Source organism: Aliiroseovarius marinus (assembly GCF_050881025.1).
GTDB lineage: Bacteria > Pseudomonadota > Alphaproteobacteria > Rhodobacterales > Rhodobacteraceae > Aliiroseovarius > Aliiroseovarius marinus_A.
Genome location: NZ_JBNNXQ010000003.1, coordinates 143,907 through 165,313 on the forward strand (window position 1 = coordinate 143,907; position 21,407 = coordinate 165,313).

Annotated in this window: 18 protein-coding genes; 3 read left to right on the forward strand and 15 right to left on the reverse strand. The window is 61.6% G+C overall.

Annotated features, from left to right (window positions below; translation table 11 throughout):
- Nucleotides 1-94: 94 nt before the first annotated feature.
- Nucleotides 95-3,943 (reverse strand): efflux RND transporter permease subunit, encoded by a 3,849-nt coding sequence (locus tag ACRY08_RS09965; protein WP_432449766.1) that lies wholly within the window; start codon nt 3,941-3,943, stop codon nt 95-97.
- Complete coding sequence (locus ACRY08_RS09970; RefSeq protein ID WP_432449767.1) at nt 3,940-5,163, reverse strand: efflux RND transporter periplasmic adaptor subunit; 1,224 nt, start codon at nt 5,161-5,163, stop codon at nt 3,940-3,942. Before ACRY08_RS09970 ends, ACRY08_RS09965 begins: the two co-directional genes overlap by 4 nt.
- Before the next feature lie 194 nt (nt 5,164-5,357).
- On the opposite strand from ACRY08_RS09970, the gene ACRY08_RS09975 reads away from it, so the two are divergent.
- From ACRY08_RS09975 to der, 3 genes are all read left to right on the forward strand, one after another.
- Nucleotides 5,358-5,993 carry a hypothetical protein gene (locus ACRY08_RS09975; protein ID WP_432449769.1) on the forward strand — a complete coding sequence of 212 codons (636 nt, stop codon included), beginning with the start codon at nt 5,358-5,360 and terminating at the stop codon, nt 5,991-5,993.
- Between the two features lie 63 nt (nt 5,994-6,056).
- A complete protein-coding gene (locus ACRY08_RS09980; RefSeq protein WP_432449771.1) occupies nt 6,057-7,400 on the forward strand; it encodes a PQQ-binding-like beta-propeller repeat protein in 1,344 nt (447 codons plus the stop codon).
- A 47-nt stretch (nt 7,401-7,447) separates the two neighbouring features.
- Nucleotides 7,448-8,905 carry a ribosome biogenesis GTPase Der gene (gene der, locus ACRY08_RS09985; RefSeq protein WP_432449773.1) on the forward strand — a complete coding sequence of 486 codons (1,458 nt, stop codon included), beginning with the start codon at nt 7,448-7,450 and terminating at the stop codon, nt 8,903-8,905.
- Between the two features lie 70 nt (nt 8,906-8,975).
- On the opposite strand, the gene ACRY08_RS09990 is transcribed toward der, so the two are convergent.
- From ACRY08_RS09990 to alr, 13 genes are all read right to left on the reverse strand, one after another.
- Nucleotides 8,976-10,154 (reverse strand): LysM peptidoglycan-binding domain-containing protein, encoded by a 1,179-nt coding sequence (locus tag ACRY08_RS09990; protein WP_432449774.1) that lies wholly within the window; start codon nt 10,152-10,154, stop codon nt 8,976-8,978.
- 139 nt (nt 10,155-10,293) lie between these two features.
- Nucleotides 10,294-10,947, reverse strand: a complete 654-nt coding sequence (locus ACRY08_RS09995) for a protein-L-isoaspartate(D-aspartate) O-methyltransferase (RefSeq protein ID WP_432449775.1) — start codon at nt 10,945-10,947, stop codon at nt 10,294-10,296.
- Nucleotides 10,944-11,741 carry a 5'/3'-nucleotidase SurE gene (gene surE / locus ACRY08_RS10000; RefSeq protein ID WP_432449776.1) on the reverse strand — a complete coding sequence of 266 codons (798 nt, stop codon included), beginning with the start codon at nt 11,739-11,741 and terminating at the stop codon, nt 10,944-10,946. The genes ACRY08_RS09995 and surE overlap by 4 nt, the downstream gene beginning before the upstream one ends.
- A 167-nt stretch (nt 11,742-11,908) precedes the next feature.
- Nucleotides 11,909-12,562, reverse strand: a complete 654-nt coding sequence (locus ACRY08_RS10005) for an SDR family NAD(P)-dependent oxidoreductase (RefSeq protein WP_432449777.1) — start codon at nt 12,560-12,562, stop codon at nt 11,909-11,911.
- Between the two features lie 55 nt (nt 12,563-12,617).
- Nucleotides 12,618-13,094 carry a DUF1284 domain-containing protein gene (locus ACRY08_RS10010; RefSeq protein WP_432449778.1) on the reverse strand — a complete coding sequence of 159 codons (477 nt, stop codon included), beginning with the start codon at nt 13,092-13,094 and terminating at the stop codon, nt 12,618-12,620.
- 28 nt (nt 13,095-13,122) lie between these two features.
- Complete coding sequence (gene purF, locus ACRY08_RS10015) at nt 13,123-14,613, reverse strand: amidophosphoribosyltransferase (protein WP_432449779.1); 1,491 nt, start codon at nt 14,611-14,613, stop codon at nt 13,123-13,125.
- A 257-nt stretch (nt 14,614-14,870) separates the two neighbouring features.
- Nucleotides 14,871-15,446, reverse strand: coding sequence for a CvpA family protein (locus ACRY08_RS10020; RefSeq protein ID WP_432449780.1), 576 nt, complete (start codon nt 15,444-15,446; stop codon nt 14,871-14,873).
- A gap of 50 nt (nt 15,447-15,496) precedes the next feature.
- Entirely contained in the window at nt 15,497-16,864 is a 1,368-nt protein-coding gene (radA, locus tag ACRY08_RS10025) for a DNA repair protein RadA (RefSeq protein WP_432449781.1), read from the reverse strand.
- 172 nt (nt 16,865-17,036) lie between these two features.
- A complete protein-coding gene (locus ACRY08_RS10030; RefSeq protein ID WP_432449782.1) occupies nt 17,037-17,480 on the reverse strand; it encodes a paraquat-inducible protein A in 444 nt (147 codons plus the stop codon).
- A gap of 144 nt (nt 17,481-17,624) precedes the next feature.
- The gene (locus tag ACRY08_RS10035; protein WP_432449783.1) at nt 17,625-18,530 is read right to left on the reverse strand and encodes a DNA repair protein; all 906 of its coding nucleotides are present in this window, start codon (nt 18,528-18,530) and stop codon (nt 17,625-17,627) included.
- A 195-nt stretch (nt 18,531-18,725) separates the two neighbouring features.
- The gene (locus ACRY08_RS10040; protein ID WP_432449784.1) at nt 18,726-19,472 is read right to left on the reverse strand and encodes an ABC transporter ATP-binding protein; all 747 of its coding nucleotides are present in this window, start codon (nt 19,470-19,472) and stop codon (nt 18,726-18,728) included.
- Entirely contained in the window at nt 19,469-20,254 is a 786-nt protein-coding gene (locus ACRY08_RS10045) for an MlaE family ABC transporter permease (RefSeq protein ID WP_432449785.1), read from the reverse strand. The genes ACRY08_RS10040 and ACRY08_RS10045 overlap by 4 nt, the downstream gene beginning before the upstream one ends.
- On the reverse strand, nt 20,251-21,300 hold the full coding sequence (alr, locus tag ACRY08_RS10050; RefSeq protein ID WP_432449786.1) for an alanine racemase: 1,050 nt from the start codon (nt 21,298-21,300) through the stop codon (nt 20,251-20,253). The genes ACRY08_RS10045 and alr overlap by 4 nt, the downstream gene beginning before the upstream one ends.
- Between the last annotated feature and the right edge of the window lie 107 nt (nt 21,301-21,407).

Below are 21,407 nucleotides of genomic sequence, written 5' to 3' on the forward strand. Positions count from 1 at the left end.
CAAACCCCTCTCCTGTGGTTTGGGGGGGGGGGGGGGGGGGGCGGGGGCCCCCCCCCCCCCCCCCCCCCCCCCCTCTTGCGATTGAGATCAATCTTTATTCCGCGGCCCTGAGCGGGTTCTTGGGGGGCTTGGGCGACGGGGTATCCGTGTCGCTTGCTTCGAGGGCCGTATCAGGCGCGTCGGCGGTGGCCTTGGCGCGATCGCTAAGCGTATCAAGCTGCGACTGTGTTTGGGTCAGCACCCGCTGAAGGGCGTCCAGATCCACCTCATCTTTTGGCTCGTCGTCTTCTGTCAGCTCGTCATCTGTCAGCCAGACCATATCGCCAAGCGCTTGTTTCTTCGCGGCCTTTTCAAGCACGCGGTCGCGGGCCGTCTGACCCGACCGGCGCGCCAGCGATCCCAAGAGGGTGCGCGAGCGATAGGCGCCTGCGCCAAGCCAGATGCGCAAGGCGAGCATGGACGGTGTGAAGACCAGCGTCAGCACCGTGGCGATGCCCAGCCCAAAGACCACCGCCGTGGCCAGCTGTTTCCACCACAGCGCCGTGGGGCTGTCGATGGAATAGCCGCCGCCGAAGAAATCCAGAGACAGGCCGAACATCATCGGGGCCAAGCCCGCCATCGTGGTGATCGTGGTCAAAAGCACCGGGCGGATGCGGGCCTCGGCCGTGCGGGTGATTGCCTCGATCTTGGGCATATAGCGCGCATAATCCTGATAGGTGTCGATCAGAACAATGTTGTTGTTCACCACGATCCCCGCCAGCGCCACGATGCCGGTCCCGGTCATGATGATCGAGAACGGCTGGGCCATCACCATCATCCCGATCAACACGCCGGTCGTGGACAGGACCACTGCCAAAAGCACAAGCACCGAGTTGTAGAGACTGTTGAACTGCGCCAGCAGGATGATGAACATCAGCCCCAGCGCGCCAATGAAGGCCTGACCAAGGAAGGCCTGGCTTTCTGCTTCGTCTTCCTGATCGCCGGTCCATTCAAAACTGATCCCGGCAGGCAGCCCGGCCGCTTTGATCTGTTCGGTCAGGGTGGCGATCCGTTCTGCCGGTGTCACCACCACGCGGGTCAGGTCGGGGTTTTCTGCCACGGCCCGGTCGGCCTCTTCTTTGGTGACATAGCGTGGCGCGATACCGGTTTCCTCGGGCGAGACAAGCTTGATAAGGTCTGCTTCGACGCCAGCTTTCACGTCGTAATACCGGCTTTGATTGGCCCGGTCGATCTGGGCCAGACTGGGCACCGGTTTGCGGGTCACGAAGTTGGACAAGGGCACAAGCCCGGTCGCCGTGCGCAGTTTCAGATCGTCAAGCGTCGACAAAACGCGGTCTTCACGCGGCAGGCGCACGCGGATTTCGATTTCCTCGTCGGAACTGTCGACCCGCATCGTATCGAGCAAGATGCCGTTGGTCACCAGCTGCACCATGCCGCCCACGGTCATCACATCGGTGCCATAGCGACCGGCCTCTTCCACGTCGACCTCCAACTGCCAGTCGATGCCCGGCAGGGGCAGGGTGTCTTCGATGGCGGTGAGGCCGGGTGTTGCGTTGAACATGTCGACCGCCGAACGGGTGGCGGCGCGCAGGCTGTTCCAGTCATCCCCCTTCAGGCGCAGATGCACGGGCTTGGCGGATGCCGGGCCGCGGTTCAGGTTCAGAACCTCGATATGGGCGCCGGGGATCTGGTTCAGGCGCTCCTCCAGCACTTCCATCACGTGATCCCCATCATAGTCGGGGTCAATTTCCGTGGTGGTGAAAGGGATGATGCCAAAGAGCGGCGATGATTTCTCGATCGCGGGGCGGTCGGCCCAGGCGACAAGTTCGATCTGCAACTGGCCGATCGTGTCGCGCGGACCGGAGGCGCCGCCCGTGTTCTGGTTCAGCCCACCGGCACCAGCAAAGGCAAAGACGCTTTCGATGCCCTTGGTCGACAGGGCCACCTCTTCAGCATCGCGCACCATGGCGTCGCGTTCTTCAAGGCTGAGGTTGCCGCGCGCGCGCACGTAAACGATGGCCTGTTCCGGCTCGCTGTCCGTAAAGAACTCAACCCCGTGGTTGTTTTGACTGAAGGTCGCGAAGGTGGCGACGACAAACCCCACCACAAGCGCAATGGACACCAGCGGCATCACCGGGTTGCCGGCGATGAAATGGATCACATGGCCAAAGGGGCTGCGCTGGTAGCCGCCTTTGATATGGGTCGAACGGTGCCGCCATGGCGGGGTCCAGCGGATCGCACCCATCAGGATCGAGGTGGCAGACGCGCCCACAAGGAACATCAACGCGCCGGGCAATATGGCCATGACGCCCTGCAGGGGGCTTTCCCCGCCGAAGATATAACCGGGGTTCAAAAGCTGCAGGCCCGACAGGAACAGAAGATAGGCTGACACAAGCACAGCAGGCAGTTTTACCCAGAGCGGCCAGCCTGCCAGCGCGTCGGAGATATTGCCAAAAAGCCGGCTGACACGGCCCGACACCCCGCCCACCACGGGCAGATAAACCAGCGCGACCAAGAGCGAGGCCGACAACACATAGATTAGCGTCTTGGGCAGCCAGCCCATGAACTGGCCGGGAATGCCGGGCCAGAAGAGCATCGGCAGAAAGGCACAAAGCGTCGTGGCGGTCGAGCTGACAATGGGCCAGAACATGCGTTTGGCGGCCATTGTATACGCGGCCATCGGGCCTTCGCCTTCGGTGATTTTCTTGTCGGCATATTCGACCACCACAATGGCCCCGTCGACCAGCATGCCGACCGCCAGGATCAGCCCGAACATCACGATGTTCGAGATGGTCACATTCAGCGCGCCAAACAGCGCAAAGGTCAGAAGGAACGAGGTGGGAATGGCAAAACCCACCAAAAGCGCAGGCCGGGTGCCAAGCGCGCCCAGAACGACGATCATCACCAGCGCAATCGCGGTGACCACCGAGCCTTCCAGCTGGCGCACCATGCTGTCCACCACGATGGACTGGTCGTTTGAGGTGCCGATCCAGACGGCTTTTTGCAGCTCTTCGGGCCATTCGGCGCGGGTTTCATCCACAACGCGGCGCACCTCGGCGGCGGTGTCGATCAGGTTGAAGCCTTTGCGCTTGACCACCTGCAGCGCCACGGTGGTTTCGCCATTGAACCGGGCCGTGCCTTCGCGGTCTTCAAAGGCCAGCCGGATCGTCGCCAGATCGCCCAGCGTGACCACGCTGTCGGCGTTGACCTTGACGGGCAGGTCATAGATATCCTGCACCTCGTCGAAGGACGAGGGGATTTTCACCGCATTCGAGCCGCTGGCCGTCTTGATTTCACCCGCCGCGATGAGCTGGTTGTTGTTTTGCACCACCATGATCAACTCGCCAGCGGTGACGTTATAGGCCTCGAGTTTCAGCGGGTCGATGATCACTTCGAGCATCTCGTCGCGGTAGCCCGCAAGCGAGGCTTCCAGCACGCTGTCGAGCGCCTCAAGCCGGTCTTGCAGCTCGCGTGCCTGCGTGACCAATGTGCGTTCGGGCACATTGCCGGTCATGTTCACGATGATGATCGGAAACTCCGAAAAGTTGATCTCGATGATCGAGTAGCTTTCATAGCCTTGCGGGAACTGGCCCTCGACCGAGTTCATCGCATCGCGCACATCGGCCATGACGCGGGACTTGTCCCAGCCAAACTCAAATTCCAGTGCCACACCGGCATAGCCTTCGGCGGCCGTGGCGGACATTTCCTTGAGCCCATCGATATCCGCAAGCTCGGTTTCCATCGGGCGCACCAGAAGCTGTTCGCTGTCTGCCGCCGAAATACCGGGGAAGGGGACCGACACGAACAGCGCCGGGATCTCGATATCAGGTTCACCTTCTTTGGGCAGGCTCACATAGGCGATCGCGCCGGCCAACACCGACAGGATCACGAAGGCGATCACCATACGGGCGCGCTGTGCGGCCCAGTCGACGATGCCGATCATGCGCCCGGCTCCCGGTAGGTGACATCCAGCGCCACGCCATCCACAACATAGTGGTGCCCGACGACGATCACGTCAGTTGTCTCTTCCAGCCCGGTGACCCAGACACCATCAACCGTGTCGCGGATCATGGTGACCGGAGCAAACCCAGCCGTTTTATCAGCATTTGCGATGCGCACGCCCAATTGACCGCCATCATCCAGCGTAAGCGCACTTTGTGGCAGCAGATGTGCCTTCAGCCCGTTGCCGGTGATGATCACCTCGGCGGTTTGACCGGCGCGCACAAGCGGCCCATCGGTCATCGGGGCAACGTCCACATCCACACGGAAGGTGCGGGTTACCGGATCGGCCGTATCCGCCACGAAGCTGACCGCCCCTTCCAGCACGCGGCCAGAGGCCAGTTTGATGCCGGCGGCTAGGCCGGGTTGCAGAAGGTCCACGGTCAGTTCCGAGACATTTCCAACCACGCGCACAGGATCATATTGCACCAATGTCGCACAGGCCGAACCGGGTTGCAGCAGCGTGCCGATATCGGCGCTGTCGGTTTCCAACTCGCCTGCGAAGGACGCACGGATGTTCAGCCGCTCAATCTCGCGGGTTGCGGCGGCGACGGCGGCCTCGGCAGACTGGATCGAGGCTTCTGAACTGGCGGCCCCGGACTGGGTGGCAATGGTGCCTGCCCGGGCGGCTTCCACAGCAGCGCGCGCATTGGCCACGCGGGTATCAGATGCGAACCCGCCCTGTGCCAGTTTTTCGGCTGCGGTCAGATTGATTTGTGCCTCGTCAAGGCGGGCCTTGGCTTCGATTGCACGGGCTTCTGCCTCGGGCGCACGGGCGCGCGCTTCGGCCAGTCGCGCTTTTGCTTCCGCCAGCGAGGCTTCGCGGGTGCCTGGATCAAGGCGACAGATCACATCCCCGGCCGCCACCGTTGCGCCTTTCGGCAGTTTGTCTGAAATCACCTGACCCGAGGTTTCAGCACGCAGGTCGACCCGCCGATTGGCTTCGGTCCGGCCGCGCAGGATAATCGGAGTGTCAATCTGGCGCGCGACGGATTTCAAAGCCACCACCGAGATCGCCGGAGCTGCTGTGGGTGCATCTGACGTTTCTGACAGCTCCGCAGCCGGTGTAACGCCAGCAGCTTCGTCCAGCGTGTCGCGTTGGAAGACCAGCATGAACAGGCCAGCAACAACTAGCAAGGCGGTGATGATCGGGAACAGACGCATGACGTCTCCTGTTGGCTTTATATGTTTTGTCCCAAAAGATAGGGTCGCGACCGCAAGGTCACAAGTTCGTGTGCCATGAAAACACGCAGAGGGCAGGAATACCTGACCTAAGGTGCAGCGGCTTGCGCAGAGCCTCTTGGCATTGCCTGCACATTGGGGCAAAAGACTTTCAAAGGAAAGCGGAGGCCGCAGGCGTGAGCGAAACAGACAGTTTCATTGAAGAAGTGACCGAAGAGGTCCGTCGTGACAAGCTTTACGCGATGATGCGCCGCTATGGTTGGATCGCTGTTGCATTGGTGGTGCTGCTGGTTGGTGGGGCCGCGTATAACGAATGGCGCAAAGCCACCGACCGCGCGGCTGCGCAGGCGTTGGGGGATGCGATTCTTCAGGCGCAGGAAGTGGAAGACACCGATGCGCGCATGGCGGCCCTTGCAGATATTGATACGCAAGGGGATGCCACGGCTGTGGTGACGCTTCTGGCCAGTGTGGAAGGCGCAGATGGTGCGGGTCTTTTGCGCGGCCTCGTGTCTGATCCGGCGGCAGATCAGCTCTACCGCGATCTGGCCGCATTGAAACTGGTGGCCCTGAAAGACAACGGCCTGTCACCCGCAGAGGCCCGCGATCTGGTCGAACCGCTTGCGGTTGCCGGCGGGCCGTTCCGGGTGCTGGCCGAAGAGCAACTGGCGCTTTTGGACATCGCAGATGGTCAGACCGCATCGGCCCTTGATCGCCTACAGGCGCTTTTGGAGGATGATGAGGCGTCAGGAGCCTTGCGTCGGCGCGCGTCTCAGTTGATTGTGGCCTTGGGTGGGATGCCAGCGGCATCCTGATCCGGGTTGCCTGCCGAATGGCGGCGGCCAAACACGTATTTGAGGATTTGCAGGGGGCAGAAGATGAAACGGGTAAAACAGGCCGGATGGGCGGTTTCTCTGGGGCTGTTGGCTGCTTGCTCCACACCGGAATATATCCTTCCGGGGGATCGCGAAGATTTGCGCAGCCCGAACCCCGAAACCCTTGGGGCCGAGGCCGCTGCAGAACTGGCGCAAACGCAGGCTACGCCAGAAGATGAGGCCCGCCCCATTTCGCTGCCGCGCAGTGTAAACCACGCCAGTTGGACCCATCTGGGCGGATCGCTGACCCATCAGGTGCAACACCCCGCATTGTCTTCCAGACCCCAGCTGCGCTGGGTGGCTGACATCGGATCGGGCAATGACCGCAAACACCGCATCACGGCAGAACCTGTGGCCGCGAATGGCCGCATCTTCACGCTGGACAGCCGGGCGCAGGTCGTGGCCACCTCGACCTCGGGCGCGACGCTTTGGGCACGTGACCTGACCCCGCCGACGGATCGCTCTGACGATGCATCGGGCGGCGGTTTGGCCTTGGGTGGGGACACGCTCTACGTCAGCTCTGGCTTTGGGATCGTTTCAGCGCTGGACGCCGCCAGCGGCAAAGTGAAGTGGCAACAGAAAATGGATGCGTCTGGCTCCGGCGCACCGGCGGTGTCGAACGGCATCGTCTACGTGGTCAGCCGCGACAACACCGCCTGGGCGCTTGATGCGGCCAATGGCAAGGTGAAATGGCGCCTGTCGGGCACACCCAGCCAGGAAGGCGTGGTTGGGGTTTCCTCTCCGGCCGTGACGGGCCGCGTGGCCCTTTTGCCTTTCGCCTCTGGCGAGGTCGTGGCTGCCCTGAAAAAGACCGGCACCCGGTCGTGGTCGTCGCTGATTTCCGGTGAGCGCGCCGGGCGGGCCTATGCGCAAGTCACTGACATTACAGGGGAACCTGTGGTGAAAGACGGCGTGATCTATATGGGTAACCCGGCAGGCCGCACGGTTGCGATGAACCTGTCTGGCGATCGTTTGTGGACCGCGAAAGAGGGCGCCACCAGCCCCGTCTGGGCGACCGGTGGATCGGTGTTCCTGGTATCGGATGAAAACGAGCTGGTGCGTCTGGACGCCAAGACCGGAGAGCGGATCTGGGGCACAAGGCTGCCGTATTTCAAAGACAATCGCGCCCGCAAGCTGAAGTCGATCTATGCCAATCTGGGGCCGGTTCTGGCCGGTGGCAAACTCTGGGTCGCCTCGTCTGACGGGGTGATGCGCGGCTTCAACCCGGTGGATGGTACGCTGATCGGGCAGGCGGCTTTGCCCGGCGGGGCCGCCACACGGCCCATCGTGGTCTCGGGCACGGCTTATGTGGTGTCACGCGACGGCAAACTTCTGGCTTTGCGCTGACGCATAAACCGTGTATGCGGGGCGCTTGACGTAACCCGGAGTGCAAGATGAGTTTCACGCTCGCCATCGTGGGACGCCCGAATGTGGGCAAATCCACCCTGTTTAACCGCCTTGTTGGCAAGCGACTGGCGCTGGTCGATGACCAGCCGGGCGTGACCCGTGACCTGCGCGAAGGCGAGGCACGGTTGGGCGATCTGCGCTTTACGGTGATTGACACGGCGGGGCTGGAAGAAGCCACGGATGAAAGCCTGCAGGGGCGTATGCGCCGCCTGACCGAAAGGGCAGTGGAAATGGCGGATGCCTGCCTGTTTCTGGTGGACGGGCGCGTCGGTATTCTGCCGGCAGACGAGGTGTTTGCAGACATCCTGCGCCGCAAAAACGCTCATGTGATCCTCGCCGCCAACAAGGCCGAAGGCAAAGCCGCCGATGCGGGTGTGATCGAGGCCTATTCACTGGGGCTTGGCGAGCCGATCCGCATGTCGGGCGAGCATGGCGAAGGCATGGGCGAGCTTTTGGATTTCCTCACGCCCATTGCTGCCGAATTTGACGCCCGCGCCGCCGAAACGGCCCCTGAAACCGAGGTGGACGTGGAAGAGGGCGATGAAGACGCGCCCAAACTGCCTACCGCCGATAAACCCCTGCAAGTGGCGGTCATTGGCCGTCCGAATGCCGGGAAATCCACCCTGATCAACCAGTTGATTGGCGAAGACCGCCTGCTGACCGGGCCAGAGGCCGGGATCACGCGCGATTCCATCTCGCTTCGGTTTGACTGGGGCGGCGTGCCGACGCGGATCTTTGACACGGCGGGCATGCGCAAACGCGCCAAGGTGCAGGAAAAGGTTGAAAAGCTCTCGGTCGCTGATGGCTTGCGGGCGGTGAAATTCGCCGAAGTGGTGGTGGTGCTGCTGGACGCGGCCATTCCGTTTGAACAACAAGACCTGCGCATTGCTGACCTTGCTGAACGTGAAGGGCGCGCGGTGGTAATCGCCGTGAACAAATGGGATGCGGAACCGGAAAAGCAGGCGAAACTCAAAGCGTTGAAAGAGGCCTTTGAACGGCTTTTGCCGCAGCTGCGCGGTGCGCCGATGGTGACAATCTCGGCCAAGACGGGCAAAGGCATGGACCGGCTGCAAGCGGCGGTGATGCGCGCCTATGACGTCTGGAACCGGCGCGTGAAAACCGCGCATCTGAACGGCTGGCTTGCTGAAATGGTGTCGGCCCACCCACCGCCCGCACCGGGGGGGCGCCGCATCAAGCTGCGCTATATGACCCAGGCCAAAACCCGGCCACCGGGCTTTGTCGTCATGTGCTCGCACCCCGACAAACTGCCGGAAAGCTATTCGCGTTACCTGATCAATGGGCTGCGTGAGGATTTCGACATGCCGGGCACGCCCATCCGCCTGACCATGCGCGGGCAGGGGGATAAGAACCCCTATAAAAACCGCAAGAAATCAACGCCTTCACGTCTGCGCAAGCATCTTGGAAAAGGGCGCGCTGACGAATAGGGCCTAAGCCCTGCATGCCCGCAGGCCTGCCAATGACAGGTCCCTGCGGGCGTGAGGTATTCTGGAACAATCAGTTCAGATAGGGCAGGGGATCAACCGGTTCCGTGCCCTTGAAAACAAGGAACTGAATGGCGCCGTACTGGTTTTTGGAGGCAGAGGCGATCTGTTGCCCGCGCTTCACTTTCTGGCCTTTCTTGACGCGGATGCCTTCGATGAAGCTGTAGGCGCTTTGTGTGCCGTTGCCGTGATCCACGACCACAATCTCTTCGCCTTCCACATCTTTGGAAACCAGGCGCACCGTGCCGGAGGCAGCCGCGCCCACGGCCGTGCCCGGCTTGGCTGAAATCAGAATGTAGCCCGCTTTCTCGGCGTCAAACACGCTGGTGATTTTACCCGCAACAGGCAGCGCCATCCGTGCAGAGCTGGCGGCGGTGCGTTTGGCGCCAAGATCGGGCGCGGCGGGTGTTTTCACGGGTTTTGCTTTGACCTCGTCGCGTGGCAGCGCCTTGGCGGCAGAGGGCGGCGTAGGTGTCGCGCTGCCCTGTCCCGGCTGGCTGACGGCGGTGGTGCGCACCGGCGTATCAACCTTCACAGGGATCAACAAATGCTGACCTTCGCGCACAGCCAAAGAGGCACCCAGCCCGTTCCAATCGGCAAGAGACCGAACAGAAACGCCATAGCTGCGCGCGATCGAATAGGCGGTTTCGCCGCGTTTCACGCGGTGACGCACGGGTTCCTGCCCGCTGGGCGTATTGGCCGTCTGGCGTTGGCTCGGGGCATCGGCGCGGTCGATGGCGTCGCCTGCCAGCGTGGTGATGTCGATGTCGCCATCGGGCTTGATCGTGCCGCCTGCTGGTTCAGACACACGGCGCGGCAGGGCCAGAACCTCGCCGTCGCGCAAAGTGGCGTCCAATGACAGCCCGTTATAGCGGCCAAGCTCTGCCGGCGACATGCCAATGCGGCCCGCCACCTGCGCCACGGTGTCCCCACGACGCGCCACGGCCACCTGATAGCCGGGATACGAGATAACACCGCGCGCATCTGGCGCGGGGCGCGCGCTGGTTTGTACCGCTTGTGCGGCTTGGCTGGTTGACAGAGGGCCCCCGGCCAACCCCCTGAAATCCATATCAAAGTTCCCGTCACAGGCCGCAAGTGCAGTCAGGGCGGTCAGGGCCAGTGGCAAGCGGTGTCGACCCAGCCGCGTGGTGCGGTTCCGGGCACGGTTTCGGGGCGTGCGGTGGAGTGGCATTGCTCGTTTTTCCTCAATCCAAGGACCTGTTTTCAGGTTCTGCATATGACCCTTTTGGCGGGCCTTGTCTGTATTCGTCGTCTGCATCAGCGCATTTCCGCTTTGTGGGCTGTCCCCAACCCTTCGCTCTTGCGCCGCGTTATTCGCGCCCCAGCCCTTCCAAAAGGGGCACAAACCGCACCGGCAGAAGTTCTTCATAGTCGAACCCATCGTCTGAGCGTGTGACCTTGATCAGGCTTTGCACCGCATCTGACTGTCCCACCGGCACGATCATGATACCGCCAATGGCCAGCTGCGCCAAGAGGGGGCTGGGCGGGTCCTCGGCGGCGGCGGTCACGATGATGCGGTCAAAGGGCGCCTGATCGGGCCAGCCACGGGTGCCATCGCCCGTCATCGCGGTGATATTGTGCAGCTCCATATCTTCAAACAGCTCACGCGCCTCGCCCACCAGTTTGCGGTAGCGATCCACCGTATAGACACGGCGCGCCAGCTTCGACAGGATCGCCGCCTGATAGCCCGATCCGGTGCCAATCTCGAGCACCTTGTCGCGCGGTCGGATCTCGGCCGCTTGCGTCATCAGCCCAACAACAGAGGGTTGCGAAATGGTCTGGCCGCAGGAAATGGGCAGCGGCATGTCTTCATAAGCGCGTTCGGCAAAGAGGCCACGGATGAAAGGGCCGCGGTCGATTTCTTCCATGGCAGACAGCACGCGTTTGTCAGTGATCCCTTTCGAGCGCAGCGCGAAAAGGAACTGCATTTTGCGTTCCGCATCCATGGCGCCTGTCTGGGTCATTGAAACAGCGTCTCCACCGCGTCCAGTTGATCATGAGCCGTCAGATCGGCGCGCATCGGCGTGACCGAGACATAGCCTGCGTGGTTGTGGTCAACATCCGTGCCGGTCGCGGATGGACGGGTCTGCACATCGCCTTTGATCCACAGGAACTGACGCCCTGATGGGCTGTCCTGCGTGGTGGTTGAAAAGCGGTAATCGTCGCGTTTGCCTTGCGAGGATGCCCGGATGCCTGCCACTTTATCGGCCCCGACTGGTGGGAAATTCACGTTATAAAACAAGCGGTAGTGGTCATCGGGTTGCCATGGCGCATCTGTAAGCAGGCGGCGCAGAACCTCGGGCCCATGGGCGCGGGCGGCCTGAAAGACGCTGTCCAGCCCCTTGGTGCCTTCGCCCATATATTGCGACAGGGCAATAGCGGGCAGACCTTGTAAAGCGGCCTCCATCGCCGCACCAACCGTGCCGGAATAAAGCGTGTTTTCACCCGAGTTGTTGCCCCGGTTTACGCCGGAGATCACAAAATCGGGCCGCTCAGGCATCACGTGATAGATCGCGGCCAAGACGCAATCGGCGGGGCTGCCTTCGGCGGCAAAACGGCGTTCACCGTGGCGGGCGACCATGAAGGGGCGGGTGTAGGAAATGCAGTGGCCAACACCGGATTGCTCAAAGGCAGGGGCGACGGTCCAGATCTCGGCCTTTTCGCCGGCCAGTTCCTGCGCGACCTCTTGGGCGATCTCTTCGGCCACTTTCAGGCCCGGCGCGTTGATCCCGTCGTCATTGGTGATGAGAATGCGCATGTTTTGCCCTTTGTTTCCGTGCTCACACCTGCCGGTGCCTGCCCTTTCAATAGGGCAGCTTGGCCTGTGCAGCAAGCGCGGGGCGGGGGATCAGGGGCAGGAAAAGGGAACCGTTGCGGTCAGGTCAACGAATGGGCCAGAGAATGAGCCTTGGGGAGGGCCTAAGTTCAGGCCAAACCCGCCTCGGTCAGAAGGCGTTTGGCCTCGTCGTCCACAGGGGCCAGTTGGCTGCGATCTTCACCCGGGAAGAAGCGGGCGCGCATGGAGGTTGCCAGAGGTTTGGGCTCGGCGATGACCACGCGCGGGCCCAACTTGGTGTTCTCGGCGGCCCAGCTCTGCACCATCGCCATCTGCGCGGCCTTGGTGGCGCCGTAGCCTGCAAAGAACTTCTGCCCGGCGCGATCATCGGCAAAGAACAGCGCCGTGCCATCTTCGCGCAAAAGCGCGTTCACCATCAGGATCAGGTTGCGCGTGGCTTCCACATTGGTGTTCCAAGCCTGCGTCCAGCCCTTGTCGTCCAAATCTGGCGTCGGCATCAGCGCGGGGCCGTAAATGGCCGTATGCGCCCAGACCGAGATCGGTCCCCAGCGGTCATGAATGGACCGGCACAGATGCGCCATCGCATCCTTGTTGGTGATGTCCATCGGTGCCAGCGTGGCAGTGCCGCCTGCGGCTTTGATCTTGTCGTCCAGCTCCTCGAGCGCGCCGGTGGTGCGGCCCACGGCCACCACGTGATGGGTTTTGGAAAGTTCCAGCGCAAGGGCGGCCCCAAGGCCACGCGAGGCCCCGGTTACAAGGGCGATGTTCTGTTTATCGGTCATGAGGGCGATGTAGCCTTGCTGGGTCTGAATGTCGAGAGGCAGGCGGGGTTTGCGGCTATTTGCGCGTGTCTTTGGGGCGTTGCGCCGAAATGGGGCGTACGCCATCAGGCGTGTCGCTGTCCAGCCGGTCATGCAAATCGCGCAGAGCGGCCTCGCACATGCCGTATTGCAGCCATTGGCACCCGTCGCAAATCCGGTCCAAATCGCGGGGACGCACTTTGCGGCGAATGGTCTCTTGGGCTTCACCCCATGTCAGAACCTGCCCATAGCGCAGGCCAAGCGCGGCCAGATGCTGGCGGTCCAGTGCCTCGATGCCCCCTTGATTCTGGCATCGTGTGTCGATGCGTTTGGGGCAGGGGCCGCAGATGTCATCGGTCTGGCGGATCACTTCGATCCGGGTCGCGTCACCGCCCGGCGCGCGCAGGGTCTTGACGACAATCTGGTGCATATTGGCGGTGAACCCGTCAGAGTAGCCTTTGCCCTGAAAGCCGACAGAGCAAAGGAAATGATGTGGGCGGAACCTGATTTTCATCCTGAAAACAAGCCTTTCCCGAGATGCCTTACTCGGCTGCGTTCAGCTCGAACCCCTTTTCGATCTGATCAGATGGGGTCACCGGGTATTCGCCCGAGAAACAGGCGTCGCAATATTGCGGGCAGTCTTTCTTGCGGCCCTCGGCCTCGCCCACGGCGCGGTAAAGCCCATCGAGCGAGATGAACTTCAGGCTGTCGACCTTGAGATGCGCGCACATTTCGTCTTCGGTCATCTGGGCGGCCAGCAGCTTGTCCCGATTGGGCGTGTCAACGCCGTAAAAACAGGGCCAGGCGGTGGGCGGGGAGGCGATGCGGAAATGCACTTCCTTGGCCCCGGCATCCAAAAGCATGTCCTTGATCTTGCGTGTCGTCGTGCCGCGCACCACGCTGTCATCGACCAGCACAACCTTCTTGCCCTTGATCAGCGCGCGATTCACGTTGAGCTTCAGGCGCACGCCCATGTTGCGGATTTGCTCGGTCGGCTCAATAAAGGTCCGGCCCATATATTGGTTGCGAATGATGCCAAGCGCATAAGGGATGCCGCTTTCCTGGCTGTAGCCGATGGCCGAGGGCACGCCGCTATCCGGGATCGGGCAGACAAGATCGGCGTCCACATGGCTTTCGCGGGCCAGTTCCACACCGATCTGGCGGCGGGTTTCATAGACGGACCGACCGCCATAAAGGCTGTCAGGGCGCGAGAAATAGACATGTTCAAAGATGCAGAACTTGGACGGCTGCGGGCGGAACGGAAAGCTGCTCTCCACGCCTTTGTCGGTGATCACGACCATCTCGCCCGGTTCGATCTCGCGGATAAACTCGGCGCCGATGATATCGAGCGCACAGGTTTCCGATGACAGTACCCAGCCTTCGCCCAATTTGCCCAACACCAGCGGGCGCACCCCATGCGGGTCACGCACGCCCATCAGCTTGGTGCGGGTCATGGCCACGACCGAGAAGGCGCCCTCGACCCGGCGCAGCGCATCTTCCATGCGTTCGGGGATGTTGCGCTGCAATGACCGCGCCATCAGGTGAATGATGCATTCACTGTCTGATGAGCTTTGAAAGATCGAGCCGCGCTCGATCAACTCGCGGCGCAGGGCGTCGGCATTGGTGATGTTGCCGTTATGGGCAATCGCTGCCCCGCCCATGGAGAACTCGCCAAAGAAGGGCTGCACGTCCCGGATGACGGCGCCCTTCGATCCGGCGGTGGAATAGCGTACATGGCCAATGGCCAGGGGCCCGGGCAGGGTTTCCATCACGCTGGATTTGGTAAAATTGTCGCGCACATAGCCAAAGCGGCGGGCGGAATTGAAGCCTTCGTCGGGGTCGTGGCAGACGATGCCGCCGGCCTCTTGCCCACGATGTTGAAGCGCGTGCAGGCCAAGGGCCACGAAGTTGGCCGCATCTTTCAGGCCGATGACGCCAAAGACGCCGCATTCTTCTTTCAGTTTGTCATCATCAAACGGATGGGCGCGAAAGCTTGGCAGGCTTGACGGGCAGGCGGGCGAGGTGGCGGACATGTGGCAGAAGGCTCCGTAACCGTGGCGTTGGCCCTCTCTTAATCGACCCTCGCGCTGGTGTCATCAAAGGATCACATGCGCGGTGCGGATTTCTTTAAAGCGTTTCGTCTTATTGTTGAGGCACAACACTAAGACGAAACGCGCAGAACCTACCAATGTTGTGGGCGTTTCGAAATCAACTTGTGTCTCAAGTTAATCTCGAAACGCTTTAAAGGGGCAGAGAAAGAAAAACGCGCCCGAGTGGGCGCGCCTTTTGATCAGTTTTGCGGCTCTTCGGCACCGGATGTGCAGCTGCCGACAAGTGTTTCGTATTTGCCAACGATCCAGCCCGGCGCGTCTTCCGGGATCTGTTGGTTGATCTTGTCTTGTGTGCGCGCAAAAATCTTGGCGGTGCGGCTGTCATCCACCATGGGAATGGTGTCCGTGGTGACGATGCGGTCATAGACCACAAGGGCGATGGCCACCAAAACCAGCCCGCGCAACACGCCAAAGACAAAGCCAAGCGCCTGATCAATGCCGCCCAAAGCCGAACGCTGCACGGCCGAGGAAAAGAGCGGCGTGAAGATCGAGACCACCACCAGCGCCAATGCGAACACCCCGGCAAAGGCGGCGATCATCGACAATTCGCAGCTGTCGGCGATGAAATCTTTCAACACCGGGATTTCTTTGATCAGCGGCACGGCGCGTGGGGCAAAGACATAGGCCAGGATCGCAGCGGCGATCCAGCCCAGAATGGACATGCCTTCGCGCACGAAACCGCGCGAATACGCCAGAATGGCAGAAACGAGGATGACCGCCGCGACGATTCCGTCGATCAGAGTGAAACCTTCCATGAAATCCCTTCGAAGCGGGGTTGCCCCCGAAACGTCCCTGTTGTCTGGACCTATCCGGCCCCGAATATATCTCCGACAAACCCGGTCAGGTCCGTCATTTTGTTTATGCTCAGGCCCGCGCCAGCGCCTGTCTTGCTGCGCGCAGGGGCAATTGCAGACGTGAAACCAAGTTTTTGCGCCTCTTTCAACCGGTTTTCGGTCTGGCCGACCGGGCGCAGGGCACCTGATAGACTGATTTCACCAAAAACCACAGTCTCTTTCGGGATTGCGGCGTCCTCGCGCGCGGAAAGTAGCGCCGCCGCCACAGCCAGATCGGCGGCGGGTTCCGAGATTTTCATGCCGCCCGCCACGTTCAGATAGACATCAAGCCCGGCAAAGGGGATGCCACAGCGCGCCTCGAGCACGGCCAGGATCATCGCAAGTCGCCCGCCATCCCAGCCCAGCACCGACCGGCGGGGCTGTGAATGCGGCGAGGGGGCGACAAGGGCCTGAAACTCCACCAGCACAGGGCGCGTGCCTTCGATGCCCGCAAAGACGACCGAGCCGGGGGCCGGGTCTTCACGGTCGGACAGGAACAGGGCCGAGGGGTTCACCACCTCACTGAGACCCGCGCCGGTCATTTCAAAGACGCCGATTTCATCCGCCGGGCCAAAGCGATTTTTCACCGCGCGCAGGATGCGGAACTGGTGACCGCGTTCGCCTTCGAAATAAAGCACCGTGTCGACCATATGTTCGACCACACGGGGGCCGGCGATCTGGCCTTCCTTGGTGACATGCCCCACCAGAATGACCGAGATGCCGCGTTTCTTGGCGAAGGTGGTCAGCTCGTGTGCGGCCGCGCGGACCTGACTGACAGACCCCGGCGCGCTGTCCACATTGTCGGCCCACATGGTCTGGATCGAATCGATGATTGCAAGGGCCGGGCGTTCATTGTCCAGCGTCGTCATGATGTCGCGCAGGTTGGTTTCCGCGGCCAGCCGCACGGGGGCGTCGGCCAATCCCAGCCGTTGGGCCCGCATTCGCACCTGCGCCGAGGCCTCTTCGCCCGAAACATAGATCGTTGGCAGGCCAGCTTGCGCAAACCGCGCGGCGGCCTGAAGCAGAAGGGTGGATTTCCCGATGCCGGGATCGCCGCCCACCAAGATGGCCGAGCCGGGCACCAGCCCGCCGCCCAACACGCGGTCCAGCTCGCCCATGCCGCATTCGGTGCGCGGTGGTGGCGCCTCTTCGGTGGACAGGTCCGTCAACATGATGGATGCGCCGCGCTTGCCCCCCAGAGATTTCGAGGCAGGTCCGGCGCTAAGCGGTGTGTCTTCGACAATGGTGTTCCATTCGCCGCAACCTTCGCAACGCCCGGACCATTTCGAGAAACTGGCCCCGCAGGCCGAACATGAGAAGATTTTCTGAGCTTTTGCCATGGGGTGTTTTTGCCCGGTTCAGAGGTGGGGCGCAAGCACGGAGGGGTGTTTGGGAGGTGATTTGGGGGTTGTGTCGATTGCTGGTTTGAGCGCGGCCTCCCGCCCGCCCTTTGCCCCATGCGGGGCGCGGGCCGGTTGGGGCAGGCCGGACGCTGCGCGCCCGGCAGGGGCGTCAGGATTTTTGCCGTTTTGCGGTCAGGAAGCTGAGCGATAGAGACGCCAGCACGCAGGCGGTGAAAAGGTACAATCCCCAACCGACCTCTATCCGCGCCAGCCCCACGCCTTTCACGATCACAATATATAGGGCGATCAGGAAAATGTCGGCCATGGCCAGCTTGCCCATCAGGTTAAACGCGGGCAGCATCCGGCGGCGCATCATCCCGAACTGAATAAGCGCCAGCCCGGCAACTTTGGTGATCGGTGCGAAAATGGCGAAGAACGTTACCAAAAGCGCCAACATGACGTCCGTGTCCCAAAGCGCCTGCAGGCCCGAGATCACGCTGACCTCTTTGGTGCCAAACAGCGGCAGGTTCAGGCCCGCGTGCATCAACGGGGCAAACCAGGCGATGGGAAAGGCCACAAGCAGGGCGAGGTTAAGGAATTTCATCTGTTTCATAGGGGACTATCTGGGGGCGCAGACACACCGGGTCAACGGCCAAAACATGCGTTAGTGCTTTTGACTGTCCCCCAGCCGACCCTACGCATTGCCTTAGCGCGCGCGTCCCAAATGCCTTGAGGGCAGTGCCAAGATCGCCCGGCCCTAGGTTTTCTGCGCCGCGCCCGTGCGTTGTCGGGCTTTCGCCGCGGCTGTCTGAGTGGTGTTTCGGTGCGTTTTGCCGCGGGCAGGTTGCTCCCCGGCCTCGCCGGTTTTTGCCCGCATCTGGGTCAGGTTCCGTGCGATACGCAGGGCGCGTTCGCGTTCATCATCCGCGTCTTTATCTTCTGCGGGCTTCGACATTGGCACGACGGTGGTTTCCGCCGGGGCGTCGGCCTCGATCTCGTATCCCAGATAGGGCAGAAGATCACGCAGGTCTGCCTCCAGCGCGCGCATCTGCTCGGTGGCGATTTTCTCTTCGGTATCAAGCTGAAGCACCCAGTTCTTCAACTCGTCCACACTGTGGCGCGCCAAGGCCAGCTTGTCCTCAAACATCTCCATTTCCTGCTGGCGTTGTCGCAGGAAGGACCGGGCGCGTTCCACTTTCTCGTCGCTATATACCCGCGCCAGATCGCGCGCTTCGACGCTCATCTGTGCGGCGAGCTCAAGAATGTCGGGCTCCAGCGCGGCAAGATCAGGATGCGCGCGCAGATGCGCCATGCGGTCCCGCACCTCGTCAAACTCGGACCCGGTTTTGAAAAGCTGCGCCCGGTCCGCTTCATGTGCCGCCCGATACGCGCGGGTCACATCGTTCATCGAAACGTGGAAGTTACGATGACTGTTTTCCAGCCGCATCATGCGCATATGCGCGGGCAGGTAAAAGGCCAGCACGACGCAAAAGCCGGTGAAAAAGAGCTGCAGATACATGCCGCCATCGGGCAGTGGCGTGTCGCCGAAGGAAAGAGACAGCCCCAGCCATGGGATCAGTCCAAAGGCAGCCGCGGCGCACAAGCCAACCATGCCAAGCGCAAGCATCACGATGATTGCGACGCTAAGTCGTTGAAACAACATTATTGCGGACCCAAAAGTCCGTTCAAACCCATTGGTCATCAATTCCCCTCCCCAGGTGGATATTGATCCGAGAAATAACTTACTTAACAATTATAACGTATTGCCGGTGTTTTCGTAGGGGAACGATCCATTGTGCATTCCCCTTCGCACAAGTCGCGCGCAAGACTTTGAAAAGAAAAGATAGTTTCTGAAGGGTCAGCGAACGGCTTCGATTGGGCCTTCTGCGTCGCCGGAAATGAACTGTGTGACATAGGGATCACCTGATTCGTCCATTTGCGACACCGGGCCAGTCCACTGGATCTTGCCCGCATGCAGCATCGCCACCTTGTCAGCGATCACCCGGACCGAGGTCATATCATGGGTGATGGTCATCGCTGTGGCACCCATTTCGACCACGATCTCGCGGATCAGGTCGTTGATCACACCGGACATGATCGGATCAAGCCCGGTGGTGGGTTCGTCGAAGAAAATGATCTCGGGTTCGGCGGCGATGGCGCGGGCAAGGCCCACACGTTTTTGCATGCCGCCCGACAATTCGGCCGGGAAAAGGTCGGCCACATCCGGGGTCAGACCCACGCGGCGCAGTTTCTCGACGGCGATGGCGCGGGCTTCGTCTTTGGGCTTGGCCAAGGACCCGCGCAGCAGGCGAAATGCCACATTTTGCCAGACGGGCAGGCTGTCAAAGAGCGCCGCGCCCTGAAAAAGCATGCCAAAGCGCGCAAGAAAGGCATCGCGCTCGGCCTTGGCGGTGTCCTCGCCATCCAGCGTGATCGTGCCTTTGTCCTGCACCATCAGGCCAAGGATGCATTTCAAGAGCACCGATTTCCCGGTGCCCGAACCGCCGATCACCACCATGCTTTCGCCACGCGGAATGGTCAGGTTCACGCCCGAAAGCACCTGTTTGGGGCCGAAGCCTTTATGGACGTCGCGAAGTTCGATCATGAGGCAAAGAAGAAGCTGGTGAGAAGGAAGTTGGCGGCAAGGATCATCACGGCGGCGGCCTCGACCGAGGTTTTGGTGGCCCGGCCCACACCCTGTGCGCCACGGCCCGATTGCATACCGTGATAGCACCCCATCACCGATGCGATGAAGCCAAAAGCCGCACCTTTCACCAACGAGGACACAATGTCGGGTGTTTCAAGGAAGTTCCACGTGTTCGTCAGATAGGGGCCGGTGGCAAAGCCAAGCTGCTGTGTGCTGACGATAAAGCCGCCCATAATGCCGATGATATCGCCTATCCCCACCAATGCGGGCACCACCAACGTGGCGGCCAACACGCGCGGCGCGGTCAGGTATTTCATCGGGTGGGTGGACAGGGTGACAAGCGCGTCGATCTGCTCGGTCACTTTCATGGTGGCGATTTCAGCCGCGATCGAAGAGGTCACACGCGCAGCGATCATAAGCCCGACAAGCACGGGCCCAAGTTCGCGCACCATGCCGATGGCCACGATCTGCGGCACCACGGCCTCGGCCGAGAACCGCTGCCCGCCGGAATAGATCTGAAGCGCCAGCGCGGCGCCGGTGAAAATCGCGGTCAGCCCCACCACGGGCAGGCTGAAATAGCCGATATTCATCAGCGCATTCAGAAACTCGCGGGGGTAATAAGGCGGGCGCAGGATATGGCTGATCGCCTGACCTGCAAAGATCGCAACGCGCCCGACCATGGCCAGAAACGCAAGCGTGGCGCGGCCGATGGCGGCGAGGGGGGCTGTCACGGCGGTCATGCGCGACCTCGTGCGTAATAGCGCGCATAGCGTGCGCCCAATTGGGTCAGAATTTCATATCCGATGGTGCCAGCGATCTCTGCCAGATCATCGGGGGATTGATGAGGCCCAATCATCGACAAGGCTTTTGGCTTGTCTTTCAGGTGGGTGATATCAACACCAATCAGGTCCATCGACACGCGGCCCAGAAGGGGGCAGGGGGTGTCTTCGAAAAACAGCACGGCCTGATTGGACAGGTGCCGCGTCAACCCGTCAGCATAGCCGCCGGAAACGGTCGCAACACGCGCCGGGCGCTCGGCCACCCAGCTGTTCCCATAGCCAACGCTTTCACCTGCGGCCAAATCGCGGATCTGGATCACCGGAAGGTCCAGATGCACCACCGGCTGCGCCTCTTCAAAGGGCAGGCCGCCGTAAAGGCCAATTCCTGGCCGGGTCAGGTCGAAATGATAGTCAGGCCCAAGCAGGATGCCGCCCGTGGCCGCAAGGCTGCGCGGGGCTTCGATCCCATCAGTCATGGACAGAAAGACATTGAGCTGCTGGCGGTTCATCTCGTGATCAGGCTCGTCGGCGCAGGCCAGATGGCTCATTACAAGGCGCGGCCCCTGACTGACCACAAGGTCACGCAGGGCGGCCCATTCACCGGGCTCCATGCCCAGTCGGTTCATGCCCGTGTCCAGCTGCACGCCAAATGGGTGGCCGGGCAGGGCTTCGAAATGGCGGGTGATCTGTTCGACGGAATTCAGCATCGGTACAAGGCCCAGATCATGCATCATATCCGTGTCGCCGGACATATGCCCGGAAAAGACGCAAATCTCAGGGCCCGGTCCAAGGGCTTCACGCAGGGCGGCCCCTTCTTCGGCCACGGCCACGAAAAAACGGCGTGCCCCGGCGGCGGCCAATGCGCGGCCCACTTTGCCCACGCCCAGCCCATAGGCATCGGCTTTGACCACGGCGGCGGTCTGCACACCGGGGTCGCTTTTGGCATCCAGTGCCCGCCAGTTGGCGGCCACGGCATCAAGATCAATCGTTAGTCTGCCCGTACTCATAAGAGGGGTTTTTGACGGGCCGGTCGCTCAGGTCAAGGCAAAAAGCTGAATATGGCTTTCCGCACGCGGATTTCCCCGTCATGTGCAGGCAGCGTACAGGTGGAGCC

What these genes read in the sequence shown, in the direction of transcription:
- ACRY08_RS09965 (WP_432449766.1), bottom strand. Translation starts at nt 3,943, where the DNA reads ATGATCGGCATCGTCGACTGGGCCGCACAGCGCGCCCGTATGGTGATC.
- ACRY08_RS09970 (WP_432449767.1), bottom strand. Translation starts at nt 5,163, where the DNA reads ATGCGTCTGTTCCCGATCATCACCGCCTTGCTAGTTGTTGCTGGCCTG.
- ACRY08_RS09980 (WP_432449771.1), top strand. Translation starts at nt 6,057, where the DNA reads ATGAAACGGGTAAAACAGGCCGGATGGGCGGTTTCTCTGGGGCTGTTG.
- der (WP_432449773.1), top strand. Translation starts at nt 7,448, where the DNA reads ATGAGTTTCACGCTCGCCATCGTGGGACGCCCGAATGTGGGCAAATCC.
- ACRY08_RS09990 (WP_432449774.1), bottom strand. Translation starts at nt 10,154, where the DNA reads ATGCCACTCCACCGCACGCCCCGAAACCGTGCCCGGAACCGCACCACG.
- ACRY08_RS09995 (WP_432449775.1), bottom strand. Translation starts at nt 10,947, where the DNA reads ATGACCCAGACAGGCGCCATGGATGCGGAACGCAAAATGCAGTTCCTT.
- surE (WP_432449776.1), bottom strand. Translation starts at nt 11,741, where the DNA reads ATGCGCATTCTCATCACCAATGACGACGGGATCAACGCGCCGGGCCTG.
- ACRY08_RS10005 (WP_432449777.1), bottom strand. Translation starts at nt 12,562, where the DNA reads ATGACCGATAAACAGAACATCGCCCTTGTAACCGGGGCCTCGCGTGGC.
- ACRY08_RS10010 (WP_432449778.1), bottom strand. Translation starts at nt 13,094, where the DNA reads ATGAAAATCAGGTTCCGCCCACATCATTTCCTTTGCTCTGTCGGCTTT.
- purF (WP_432449779.1), bottom strand. Translation starts at nt 14,613, where the DNA reads ATGTCCGCCACCTCGCCCGCCTGCCCGTCAAGCCTGCCAAGCTTTCGC.
- ACRY08_RS10020 (WP_432449780.1), bottom strand. Translation starts at nt 15,446, where the DNA reads ATGGAAGGTTTCACTCTGATCGACGGAATCGTCGCGGCGGTCATCCTC.
- radA (WP_432449781.1), bottom strand. Translation starts at nt 16,864, where the DNA reads ATGGCAAAAGCTCAGAAAATCTTCTCATGTTCGGCCTGCGGGGCCAGT.
- ACRY08_RS10030 (WP_432449782.1), bottom strand. Translation starts at nt 17,480, where the DNA reads ATGAAACAGATGAAATTCCTTAACCTCGCCCTGCTTGTGGCCTTTCCC.
- ACRY08_RS10035 (WP_432449783.1), bottom strand. Translation starts at nt 18,530, where the DNA reads ATGTTGTTTCAACGACTTAGCGTCGCAATCATCGTGATGCTTGCGCTT.
- ACRY08_RS10040 (WP_432449784.1), bottom strand. Translation starts at nt 19,472, where the DNA reads ATGATCGAACTTCGCGACGTCCATAAAGGCTTCGGCCCCAAACAGGTG.
- ACRY08_RS10045 (WP_432449785.1), bottom strand. Translation starts at nt 20,254, where the DNA reads ATGACCGCCGTGACAGCCCCCCTCGCCGCCATCGGCCGCGCCACGCTT.
- alr (WP_432449786.1), bottom strand. Translation starts at nt 21,300, where the DNA reads ATGAGTACGGGCAGACTAACGATTGATCTTGATGCCGTGGCCGCCAAC.